At 37.4% G+C, this 12,333-nt stretch carries 9 protein-coding genes; 5 read left to right on the top strand and 4 right to left on the bottom strand.

Features of this window, described 5'->3' with window-relative positions; genetic code table 11:
- Nucleotides 1–13: 13 nt before the first annotated feature.
- The 3 genes from V8G61_RS11580 to ychF all read right to left on the bottom strand — a co-directional run bounded on the left by V8G61_RS11580 (nucleotide 14) and on the right by ychF (nucleotide 6,233).
- Nucleotides 14–2,647: a DNA gyrase/topoisomerase IV subunit A gene (locus V8G61_RS11580; RefSeq protein WP_394875874.1), complete on the bottom strand. Its 2,634-nt coding sequence runs from the start codon at nucleotides 2,645–2,647 to the stop codon at nucleotides 14–16.
- Between the two features lie 3 nt (nucleotides 2,648–2,650).
- A complete protein-coding gene (locus tag V8G61_RS11575) occupies nucleotides 2,651–4,516 on the bottom strand; it encodes a DNA topoisomerase IV subunit B (protein ID WP_394875873.1) in 1,866 nt (621 codons plus the stop codon).
- A gap of 622 nt (nucleotides 4,517–5,138) precedes the next feature.
- On the bottom strand, nucleotides 5,139–6,233 hold the full coding sequence (gene ychF / locus V8G61_RS11570; protein WP_394875872.1) for a redox-regulated ATPase YchF: 1,095 nt from the start codon (nucleotides 6,231–6,233) through the stop codon (nucleotides 5,139–5,141).
- A 238-nt stretch (nucleotides 6,234–6,471) separates the two neighbouring features.
- On the opposite strand from ychF, the gene V8G61_RS11565 reads away from it, so the two are divergent.
- Entirely contained in the window at nucleotides 6,472–7,947 is a 1,476-nt protein-coding gene (locus V8G61_RS11565) for a carboxypeptidase-like regulatory domain-containing protein (protein ID WP_394875871.1), read from the top strand.
- A gap of 57 nt (nucleotides 7,948–8,004) precedes the next feature.
- Here V8G61_RS11565 and V8G61_RS11560 read toward each other — a convergent pair whose 3' ends face one another.
- Complete coding sequence (locus V8G61_RS11560; protein WP_394875870.1) at nucleotides 8,005–8,358, bottom strand: 4Fe-4S dicluster domain-containing protein; 354 nt, start codon at nucleotides 8,356–8,358, stop codon at nucleotides 8,005–8,007.
- 67 nt (nucleotides 8,359–8,425) lie between these two features.
- Here V8G61_RS11560 and V8G61_RS11555 point away from each other — a divergent pair, with 67 nt between their 5' ends.
- From V8G61_RS11555 to V8G61_RS11540, 4 genes are all read left to right on the top strand, one after another.
- Nucleotides 8,426–9,484 carry an acyl-CoA reductase gene (locus V8G61_RS11555; protein WP_394875869.1) on the top strand — a complete coding sequence of 353 codons (1,059 nt, stop codon included), beginning with the start codon at nucleotides 8,426–8,428 and terminating at the stop codon, nucleotides 9,482–9,484.
- A 176-nt stretch (nucleotides 9,485–9,660) separates the two neighbouring features.
- Nucleotides 9,661–10,725: a 3-phosphoserine/phosphohydroxythreonine transaminase gene (gene serC, locus V8G61_RS11550; RefSeq protein ID WP_394875868.1), complete on the top strand. Its 1,065-nt coding sequence runs from the start codon at nucleotides 9,661–9,663 to the stop codon at nucleotides 10,723–10,725.
- A 65-nt stretch (nucleotides 10,726–10,790) separates the two neighbouring features.
- A complete protein-coding gene (locus V8G61_RS11545; RefSeq protein WP_394875867.1) occupies nucleotides 10,791–11,741 on the top strand; it encodes a D-2-hydroxyacid dehydrogenase in 951 nt (316 codons plus the stop codon).
- 141 nt (nucleotides 11,742–11,882) lie between these two features.
- Complete coding sequence (locus V8G61_RS11540) at nucleotides 11,883–12,323, top strand: DUF6146 family protein (RefSeq protein ID WP_394875866.1); 441 nt, start codon at nucleotides 11,883–11,885, stop codon at nucleotides 12,321–12,323.
- The last annotated feature ends 10 nt before the right edge of the window (nucleotides 12,324–12,333 follow it).

Genomic DNA, 12,333 nt, shown 5'->3' with positions numbered 1-12,333 from the left:
CTAGCAAAAGAATTTAATCATCATCATCGAATAAAGTCTTTTGTGATTTACCACCCGACTCAGAACTTTCTTGATTTGAAGCTGATAGGTCTTCCTCATCAAAAACTTCTAAATCATCAGCATGCACTTCTTCTGGTGCTTCGTAAGGTAAAGGATCTAATAAATTAATTTGATTGACCTTGTCTTTCGTTAACTGATTACCTAATGCTGTAATTCCTTTTACAGAAATAAAATCTTCCAGACTGACTTCAAGGTTGTCCTTTCGGTCTTTTCCGCGTTCTTTCGCAAAAACTACTTCTGCTACCGGGCGCCAATCCGTTGAAACTACTTCTAGCTGAGAGTCCGGATGATCTGATATAAAGGATTCCTCTTTACCCTCATTTTCAATTAAAAAGCGCTTAACATAATACAACTCCTTCTCACCATTATAATATACGGCAGAGATCGGTTTTTTTGGAATCCATTTTTCCATGACGATCATATCACTATCAAAGTGTGTTGTTAGCTCAGGGATAATCGTTTTAACCAAACCGTTCTGTTTAATAATCAGAATGCGATCCTCCCCACGGAACTCACCAACCAATTCACCTCTACCATCTACATTTAGACGTTCTACGGTATCATCGAACCAAATTTTACGAGGTTTTAAAGTAGAAACACCCTTCTCTTTGAGTTCAATTCGTTTAACTGAATATTTGGTTACCAGGTTTCCTTTTGAGGAACGTCCTTTGATAATAATGTCTGCAAAATCAATATCCCATTTTAATTTTTTAATACTGCCGGCTTGTCTTAAATGAATGGTTACAACTTCAGCTTCACCATTAGGATTGGCAGAAAAATAAAGAACCTTGGAATTTTTTGAACCATTGGTCAGGTCGTACTCCCTGTCACGAGTCATACTAGTCACGGCAAATCGTTTAATATATGCTGGTCCGCTTTTTCCATCACGATAGATCATATTGTAAATGGTGCGTTTGTCCTTTTTCTTAAAGACCGCTACGTATATAATATCCTTGCCTACAAAGGTTTTAGAATCTACTTTCGTTACCATCATTTTACCATCTTGGGTAAATACAATAATATCGTCAATATCACTACAATCGCAAACATATTCATCACGTTTAAGCGATGTTCCTATAAAACCTTCCTCACGATTTACATACAATTTCGTGTTTCGGATAACTACTTTGGTCGCATCAACATCATCAAATATTTTAATCTCGGTTTTTCGCTCTCGTCCCGCCCCATATTCCTTTTTAAGACGCTTGAAGTATGCAATAGCATAATCGATAAGATGTTCCAAATGATGCTTCATCTCTGCAATTTGAGCTTCTAAAGCATCTATTTTTTGCTGTGCCTTATCAATATCAAATTTTGATATCCGTTTGATTCGAATTTCGGTAAGTCGCACAATATCTTCCTCTGTAATTGCACGCTTTAAATGTTTGATATGAGGTTTTAAGCCTGTATCAATAGCAGCAATAACACCTTCCCAGGTCTCCTCTTCCTCAATATCACGATACACACGATTCTCAATAAAAATACGTTCCAACGAAGCAAAATGCCATTGTTCCTCAAACTCGCCTAATTTAATTTCCAGTTCCTGTTTAAGAAGATCAACAGTATTGTCTGTAGAACGACGTAACATTTCTGTCACGCCCACAAAGAGTGGTTTATTATCTTCAATAACGCAGCCTAATGGTGAAATAGACGTTTCACAACTCGTAAAAGCATACAGAGCATCAATCGTTTTATCCGGGGATAAACCCGATGGTAAATGCACTAAAATCTCTACCTCAGCTGCTGTGTTATCTTCAATTTTTTTAATCTTGATCTTCCCTTTGTCGTTGGCCTTAAGTATCGAATCTATTAATGTTGAAGTGGTTGTTCCAAAAGGCACTTCGGTAATTACCAGAGTGTTTTTATCCATCTGAGATATCTTGGCACGAACTCGTACACGTCCGCCACGCAAACCATCATTATAATTCGAAAAATCAGCTTCACCACCAGTTGGGAAGTCCGGAACTAAACTGAAACGTTTACCCTGCAAATGCTTTACAGAGGCATCAATAAGTTCAATAAAATTGTGCGGTAATATTTTTGTTGATAATCCAACAGCAATTCCCTCACCTCCTTGAGCTAGCAAAAGCGGGAACATTACCGGAAGATTTACGGGTTCTTTTCGGCGACCATCATAACTCGCCTGCCATTCTGTAATCTTCGGATTAAAAACCACATCCAAGGCAAATTTCGATAATCGCGCTTCTATATAACGAGAGGCGGCAGCACTATCTCCTGTTAGAATATTTCCCCAGTTCCCCTGCGTATCGATCAATAAATCCTTCTGGCCAATTTGTACCATGGCATCCGCGATACTGGCATCACCATGCGGGTGATATTGCATCGTGTGGCCCACAATATTGGCAACTTTATTATAACGCCCGTCATCAAGATCTTTCATAGAGTGCATGATACGTCGTTGAACAGGTTTAAAACCGTCTTCAATCGCAGGCACAGCACGCTCTAAAATTACGTAAGAGGCATAGTCTAAAAACCAGTCCTTATACATCCCGGTAACACGAGTTATCGTTTCTTGTGACTCTTCTTCAGGATGGTTATTTAAATCGTCGTTTTCTTCGTCAATCATGGATTAGGACACTTTCTCGTCTTCAATTATATCTAACTCTACTTTTAAATTGTCTATTATAAATTCCTGCCGTGTGGGGGTGTTTTTTCCCATATAAAATTCCAGCAACTTCTCGATCGACATGTTATCGTCGAGCATCACAGGATCTAAGCGTATATCATCACCAATGAAGTGTTTGAATTCATCTGGAGAAATCTCACCAAGTCCTTTGAAACGGGTGATCTCAGGTTTTGGCTTTAATTTCTCTATAGCAGCTCTGCGCTCTTCATCAGAATAACAATAGATGGTTTCTTTTTTGTTTCGAACACGGAATAATGGCGTTTGCAAAATATATAGATGCCCTTCTTTGATCACTTCCGGAAAAAACTGCAAAAAGAAAGTAATCAATAGCAGTCGAATATGCATACCGTCCACATCGGCATCAGTCGCAATCACCACATTATTATACCGCAGGTCTTCCAGTGATTCTTCAATATTCAATGCTGCTTGCAACAGGTTGAATTCCTCATTTTCGTATACAATCTTTTTGGTCAAGCCATAACAGTTCAAAGGTTTTCCTTTTAAACTAAAAACCGCCTGAGTATTCACGTCTCGTGATTTCGTGATACTTCCTGAAGCGGAATCCCCCTCTGTAATAAACAAGGTGGTTTCCAGATTCCGTTCATTTTTGGTATCCCCAAAATGGATACGGCAATCGCGTAATTTTTTATTGTGCAGACTCGCTTTTTTAGCCCGATCCTTAGCCAATTTTCGAATTCCCGATAATTCCTTACGCTCGCGCTCTGCCTGCATGATCTTGCGCTGAATTTTTTCAGCTGCTTCCGGATTTTTATGTAAATAATTATCCAGATTGGTCTTTAAGAAATCGTTTATGTAAGTCCGTACGGTCGGGTATTCTCCACCCATATCGGTAGACCCTAATTTGGTTTTGGTCTGACTTTCAAAAACAGGCTCCATCACTTTAATGGAAATGGCGCTAACCACTGATTTCCGAACATCAGAAGCGTCGTAATTTTTACCGTAAAATTCGCGAATCGTTTTTACCAAAGCTTCACGGAATGCATTTAAATGCGTCCCACCTTGGGTGGTGTTCTGTCCATTAACAAAGGAATGGTATTCTTCACTATACTGCGTTTTACTGTGAGTTAAAGCCACTTCTATATCATCACCGCGCAAATGAATAATCGGGTATAAAAGGTCAGAATCATTGATGTTTTCACGTAACAGATCCTTCAATCCATTTTCACTATAATATTTTTCACCGTTAAAAACTATGGTCAATCCAGGATTCAGATAGACATAGTTCTTCAGCATTTTAACGATGTACTCACTTCTGTATTTATAGTTCTTAAAGATGGTTTCATCAGGAACAAAGGACACTTTAGTTCCTTTTCTCCGCGAGGTATCAACTAAAAGTTCTTCATCTATTAAGTTACCGTATTCAAATTCCGCGGAAGCGGACTTCCCATCTCGTGTGGATTCTACTCTAAAATAATTTGATAAGGCATTTACCGCTTTGGTACCAACCCCGTTTAACCCAACAGATTTTTTAAAGGCCTTGGAATCATACTTTCCACCCGTATTCATTTTCGAAACCACATCAACCACCTTCCCTAAAGGAATCCCACGCCCATAATCACGCACGATCACCTTATTGCCTTGAATAGACACCTCAATCGTTTTACCGGCGCCCATAACATACTCATCAATCGAGTTATCCAGAACCTCCTTTAAAAGAATGTATATACCGTCATCCGGCGACGAACCATCACCAAGCTTACCAATATACATACCCGGACGCATACGAATATGCTCTTTCCAGTCCAGTGAGCGTATATTTTCTTCGGTATATTTAGTTTCAGTAGTCATATTAAAATTATAGGGTTTTAAGGTAGGTCGCTAATATAACACAACACCATAAAAAATAAAACAGCCACCACACAAAGTAATTAACAATAAATCGTCAAAATTGTTGAGAACATTGATTATTAAACGCTTATTCAGAATATTATGTTGTCGTTCAAACCCACGGTAACAAATTTATCGTCATGCCGAGTAAAGCAACCTTTTAATTGGGAATTTTTTTATCATTCAGAGCGATAGTGAAGAATCTCAACTTATTAGACGAAATTCTTCAGTCTTAGCCTCCTTCTAATTGAAAACCCTTAATCCTAGGTATTGACTCTGTTTTTTGGGCGTTACCCCTCCTGCGTCGGGGTCGGGCTTTCCGCGCTACACGGTAGCTAGCTACAATCCCTAACGCGGGTATATTGCTCCACATTTAATGTGATGTCATTCAGAACGCCAGCGAATAATCTTAACTTATTAGAGGAGATTCTTCAGTCGTAACACTCCTTCTGAATGACTACGAACATAGGCATTTGTAACCCGAACAAAAAATCAGAACGTCATTGCCAGCAAAGCGAAGCAATCTTTTTAAATGGAATTCTATTCATGAGATTACCACGTCGCTACACTCCTCGTAATGACGTTACACATTAAACAAAAAGTGCATCACATCGCCATCCTTAACAATGTAATTCTTGCCTTCCACACGCATTTTCCCGGCTTCCTTTACTTTAAGTTCACTACCATAATGCACATAATCATCATAAGCAATCACTTCTGCACGGATAAAGCCCTTTTCAAAATCGGTATGGATTACTCCGGCAGCTTGAGGTGCAGTGGCTCCAACATCAACCGTCCAGGCACGAACTTCTTTAACGCCCGCGGTAAAATAAGTTTGCTGATTTAAGAGTCTATAAGCCCCGCGAATCAATTTTGCCGAACCAGGTTCATCTAGGCCTATATCTTGTAAAAACATTTGACGTTCCTCGTAATCATCCAGCTCATTAATATCGGCTTCGGTACCAACCGCTAAAACCAAAACTTCAGCATTTTCATCGTTAACTGCCGCTTTCACCTTTTCTACGTAGGTATTACCGGAAACAGCAGAACCTTCGTCTACATTACAAACATACATCACCGGTTTATCGGTAATAAATTGAGAAGGTTTAACAAAATCATTATAATCCTCTTCCCCAAATTCAAGGGCACGCACTGAAATACCGGATTCTAATCCTGCTTTTACTTTTAGTAATACGGCCTCCTCTTTTTGGGCATCCTTATTACCGGTTTTAGCAGCACGCTTCACTTTATCCAATTTCTTCTCGGCAGTTTCCAAATCTTTCAATTGGAGTTCCATATCGATGGTTTCCTTATCACGAATCGGATTTACCGATCCATCAACATGAACAATATTATCATTATCAAAGCAACGTAACACATGCAGGATCGCATCAGTCTCACGAATATTTGCTAAAAACTGATTTCCCAGACCTTCCCCTTTACTCGCTCCTTTTACCAAACCTGCAATATCAACGATTTCCACCGTAGCAGGAACAACGCGTTCTGGTTGTACCAAAGACTCTAGTTTTTCTAATCGCGGATCAGGTACATTCACCACACCAATATTCGGCTCGATGGTACAGAACGGAAAATTTGCACTTTGTGCCTTCGCATTAGACAAACAATTGAATAACGTTGATTTTCCTACATTTGGTAATCCTACAATACCTGCTTTCATCTATTAAAATTTTATTGTTTTATATTGGTTAGATGTCATTCGCCAAAAATAATTTCAATTGAAATCAATTTACTACTATGGCGCATTTCATAATTTATAGTCGTTTTTAGCGGTGCAAATGTAGCAATAAAAAAGCATTCTTGAAGGCAAAAAACATTATGAGAAAGTTCTTAATTTAATCCATAAAATACTGTAACATTTGGCTATCCCAATCGTTTTACCATTAAAACCATCTTCTATGAAATATTTTTTTATAATGGCGTCCCTTTTTTTAGGAACTCAGGCCATACTAGGTCAGAATATAACCCTCCAGCTTATTGACAAAGTTACCGGCCAGCCAATCCCCTACGCTACTATTAAAACAGGTACATACAGTGGAGTTATCTCTAACGACGATGGCTTTTTTACTTTAAATTTATCTGACGCTACTCATCCTGAAATTACAATCTCCTGTTTGGGTTATCAAACAAAAATGCTTAGCCTTGAACAAATAAACAACTCTAAAAATACAATTCGACTCGAAGAAGCTATTAACCAACTGGATGAAGTTTACGTGACTAATAAATATCCGAGTATCGAAGACATTTTGGCACAGGTTAGAGCACATATTCCCGATAATTACAGTAATTCCATGAATGCCTATCAAGTTTTTCATCGAAACAGCGAATGGATGGATTTTAAAGATCTCGTTTTTGAAATTGAAAAAGCAAGTCACGTCAGTAAAAAAAATATAGCTTCAGCCAATAAGGATCTTAATAATTTTTCAAATAAGATCCGCGAAAGCGACATGGTTTACTTTACCGATTTTAAAGGTGATTTTTATAATTATACCAAGGACAGTAGTAAATTGGAGGTCGCCAAAGCCACCAAGCTTATCGATTTTAAAAATGATTTTTCTATTGATCAGATTCAGGAAAAGGCGCAAAAGATCATGCTTACTTATCTCGATACAACCAAGACATATAAGGTTAAAACTGGTATTTTTAAAGTTGAAGACTCACTCTCATTAAAAAATGATGATCTGAAAGAAGACAATCCCAATACACTATCGGTAAAACAATTAAAGCACGATACACAACGCTTATTAAGGCGTGGCCAGTTCTATGATAAGTCCTTTTTAAATACCATTTTGGACCCCGTGGAATACGAATATCAATTGGTGGATATTAGCGTCGTGAACAACCAGGTATCCTACGTTATCCGCTTTATACCCAATAAGCACAGAGCTAAATTTGAGGGCCAAATGGTAGTTAATGCCAGTGATTTTGCGATAACCCGACTGCAGTATTCCTATTACAAAAATCGACATGGGAGTAAACTCAATTTAAAATTTTTACTCGGTGTAAAGTATGAAGAGGATTTGAACGATGGTTTGATTTTATTTGAAAAAAATGCGAACAATATTTACTTTCCAAAATATATTCAGCGTAAAACAGGCAGCTATTTTTATGTGAATCGCAGTTTAAAGTTCATAGAAAATAGCTCTGAAAGAAATAAAATTGGTTTTGAGTTTAAGATCGAAGGTCATAACACGAGCAAAGATGAACTTTTAATAACGGCATCAAAAACCTTTACGAAACCTGAATTTAAGGCGATAAAGCAGGACGAAAAAGTAACTTTGGATGTTCTTAGTAAATACGATAAAACGCTTTGGGAAAATGAGGTAACTATTGAACCTACAAAAGAAATGAAAGCTTTTCAAGCTAAAGATTAGAAATAAAAAACTCCGGATATTCTCCGGAGTTTTTTATTTTTTAATACTATTTCTGATTTAATTATCAGGGTGCATGAACTGTTGCTTGGCAAGCAATTCTTCTTCACTTTCCACATGATCTTCATCAGGGACACAGCAATCTACAGGACATACAGCGGCACATTGCGGTTCCTCATGGAAACCTTTGCATTCCGTACATTTATCAGGAACAATATAATACACTTCATCACTAATAGGCTCCTGAGCTTCATCAGCATCTACTTCATGGCCGTTGGTTAAAACAACCTTTCCTTCTAAACTCGTTCCATCCTTGTAGCGCCAATCATCGGCACCCTCATAAATTGCGGTATTCGGACATTCCGGTTCACAAGCACCACAATTAATGCATTCATCTGTTATAATAATTGCCATAGCGTAATTTTCTTTCTAAATTTGCACTCACAAAAATAAAACCATTAGCATTCATAACCAAATAAGAATGGCATTACCTGAAAGAATTAACGCTTTTGTAAAATTAGGAGAATTTTTAAAGCAATTTTCTAATGATATTGAGGAAAAAGCCCCTAATGTTGAATGCAACGATCTGTTCTTCGATGGTTTTAAGCATCAGCTAAAACTAGCAGAAGAAGCTAACGGGTGGTTTACCCCTGAAAATATAAAATTTGCTCTACGAAATTGGACAGAAGCTCTAACTGAGATTAACCTGGAAAAATGGTTAGCGCCTTACACCATAAGCCAAAATCAACCAAAAAAGGTTGCCATCATTATGGCTGGAAATATCCCTCTAGTGGGATTTCACGATTTCCTATCAGTACTTATAACTGGCCATAAGGTTCTTATCAAGCAATCATCCAACGATAAACACCTCCTGCCCTACCTCGCAAAATATTTGGAGTATGTAGAACCGGAGTTTAAAGGTCGTATTCAATTTACTCAGGATAAATTAGATAATTTTGACGCCGTTATTGCAACCGGCAGTGATAATACGGCTCGCTATTTTGAATACTACTTTAAAAATAAACCGGCCATAATCAGAAAAAACAGAAACTCTGTTGCCATTTTATCGGGTGAAGAATCCCATGATGATGTGAAAAATCTTTCTGAAGATATTTTTAGATATTTTGGATTGGGTTGCAGAAATGTGTCCAAAATATTTGTTCCGGAAGGCTATACTTTTGATGCGTTTTTTAAAGGCATATATCACTGGAATCCCATTATTGAGATTCAAAAATACGCCAACAACTACGATTACAACAAGGCCGTATATTTAATGAGCGAATTTGATATGTTGGAAAACGGTTTTTTTATGATAAAAGAAGACGAAAGTTATGCCTCACCAATAGCTACTCTGTTTTATGAATACTACAAAAGCCCTGAAGAACTAAAAAAGAATTTAGTTGAAAATCAAGATAAAATTCAATGCCTGGTTTCTAAAGGATTTGATGCCAAAGAAATTCCGTTTGGAGAGACTCAAAAACCAAAACTTTGGGATTATGCGGATAGTGTCGATTCTGTTGAATTTTTATTATCAATTTGACTAAAAAATTATTGATTTTTTAATGTCTATTCCCCAATTAATTTGGAACTTTGCATCTGAAATTTTGCCTAAATTACTTCGAAAAATAATTCAGGCGAAACGCTTAAAAATAACGAAATACTAATTAAAATACCCACAAAAAATCTTTCTAAAAAAAAGATTAGGGAAACATAAAAATGAAAAAACATAACTTTAGTGCAGGGCCATGTATTTTACCTCAAAGTGTTTTATTGAAGGCATCTGAAGCGGTAATGGATTTGGATAACAGTGGCTTATCTTTAATCGAAATATCACACAGAAGTAAAGCTTTTGTTGATATTATGGAAAATGCAAGATCCCTAGTTCTTGAACTTCTTGGCTTAGAAGGAAAAGGTTATAAAGCTTTGTTTTTACAAGGTGGCGCAAGTACGCAGTTCTTAATGGTTGCATTGAATCTTTTAGAAAAAAGAGCGGCCTATTTGAACTCGGGAACCTGGGCCGATAAAGCTATCAAAGAAGCACGAATTCATGATGATATTTATGAGGTAGCCTCTTCAAAAGATGCTAATTTCAACTACATCCCGAAAGGTTATGAAATTCCAGAAGATTACGACTATTTTCACTGTACTTCTAACAATACCATTTTTGGAACACAAATGAAATCCTTCCCGAATTCACCGATTCCTATGGTTTGCGATATGAGTAGTGATATTTTTTCACGTGTATTGGATTTTTCTCAATTCGATCTGATCTATGCTGGAGCCCAGAAAAATATGGGTCCCGCAGGAACGACACTGGTTGTTATAAAAGAAGATATTTTAGGAAAAGTGACTCGTAAAATCCCAGCTATGATGGACTATAAATTACACATCAGCAAGGGCAGTATGTATAATACCCCACCAGTATTTGCCGTTTACACCTCCATGTTAACCCTAGAGTGGCTGAAAGAAAAAGGTGGTATTGCTGCCATCGAAAAGGAAAACGACAAGAAAGCATCCTTAATGTATTCTGAGATTGACCTTAACCCTTTATTCAAAGGCTTTGCGGCAAAAGAAGACCGCTCGACCATGAATGCCACATTCACCTTAGAAAACGAAAATCTAAAAGAAACGTTCGAAACCATGTTAAAAGAGGCTGGAGTTAATGGCCTAAATGGTCACCGTAGTGTTGGCGGCTATAGAGCATCCATGTACAACGCCTTGCCTTTAGACAGCGTTAAAGTTGTTGTAGAGGTGATGAGCGAATTGGAACGAAAAGGATAATAAATAAAACGATTTAATAATCACAAAAAATAGGTTGCCGGAAAATTAGGTAACACACTTAAAAGATGAAAGTATTAGCAAATGATGGTATTTCACAAAGTGGAATAGAAGCATTGGAAAAGGCAGGTTACGAAGTTATAACGACCACTGTAGCTCAGGAGCAATTAATTAATTATATCAACGAAAATGATATCGCCGTGCTTTTAGTGCGCAGTGCAACCAAAGTTCGTAAAGATATCATTGATGCTTGTCCTAACTTAAAGATTATCGGTCGTGGTGGTGTTGGAATGGATAATATTGATGTTGAATACGCCCGGGAAAAAGGAGTAAAAGTCATTAATACCCCTGCTGCATCCTCGCATTCTGTTGCCGAATTGGTATTCGGACATTTTTACAGCTTAGCCCGTTTTTTACACCATGCTAACAGAGAAATGCCTTTGGAAGGTGATAGTAAGTTCAAAGTCTTAAAAAAAGCCTATGCTAAAGGCATAGAATTAAAAGGAAAAACGATCGGTATCCTTGGGTTTGGAAGAATTGGTCAGGCCACTGCAAAAGTAGCTTTAGGAGCCGGAATGAAAGTGGTCGCTTTTGATCCCTTTTTAGATGAAGCTTCTTTGGATCTTGAATTCTTTGATGGACAGAAAGTACATTTCGATATTAAAACGATCAGCAAAGAAGAGGTTTTAAAGCAATCCGACTTTATTTCTCTTCACGTACCTGCACAAAAGGATTATGTGATTGACACCAAAGAATTCGAAATAATGAAGGATGGTGTGTTCATTGCTAATGCGGCTCGTGGAGGCGTTGTAAATGAAGTAGCTTTGGTAAAGGCCATTGAATCTGGAAAAGTAGCAGGAGCTGCCCTTGATGTTTTTGAAAAAGAACCTTCTCCGGAAATACAATTACTAATGAATCCTGGTTTATCCTTAACACCACATACCGGTGCTGCCACAAATGAGGCTCAGGATAGAATTGGCGTAGAATTAGCAACGCAGATCGTTTCCATTCTGGGATAAATTATTTCGATAAAATAATTAGTAAACCCTAACAAAATTGTTAGGGTTTTTTTGTTAAATATATTTAAATCATGGGGCTTTTTTCAGCTTATTTTCTTAAATTATAAGACTCGTTAAGGCGAGCCTTTTAACTCTATTGCTATGAAATTCATATTATATTCTATTATCGGATGCTTCATTTTAGCCGGGTGTTACAGCACACAAACCTCAGCCATAAAAAATCAGGATGAACGGTCAGCAAGCACTGTACAAAATGACACCGTCCGGATTGTCAATGAGGAAGAAGAATATGAGGTCATTATTATCGATCCCGGTTTTAATACGTTTCTTTACGGTTCGGCCAGACCACGCGGTTTTTATAACCAAACGTATATGGAGATTCGAAATAGAATTTTTGTAACAGAATGGAACCAACGTGCTCAACAACCGATGTTATATAATCCCAATTTGTACGAAATGCAAATTAACTATGATCCGCAGATCGACTATGGTTACGAAGTAAATTATTTACTTTATAATTACTTCATTTATTTTCAACTTAAATACAAACAAAAATTAGGCCCATATATACCTAGAATTTAAAAGTCTTTTA

The organism is Gaetbulibacter sp. M240, from assembly GCF_043876815.1.
Taxonomy (GTDB): Bacteria; Bacteroidota; Bacteroidia; order Flavobacteriales; family Flavobacteriaceae; genus Gaetbulibacter_A.
This window is presented reverse-complemented; position numbering and strand designations above follow the sequence as displayed.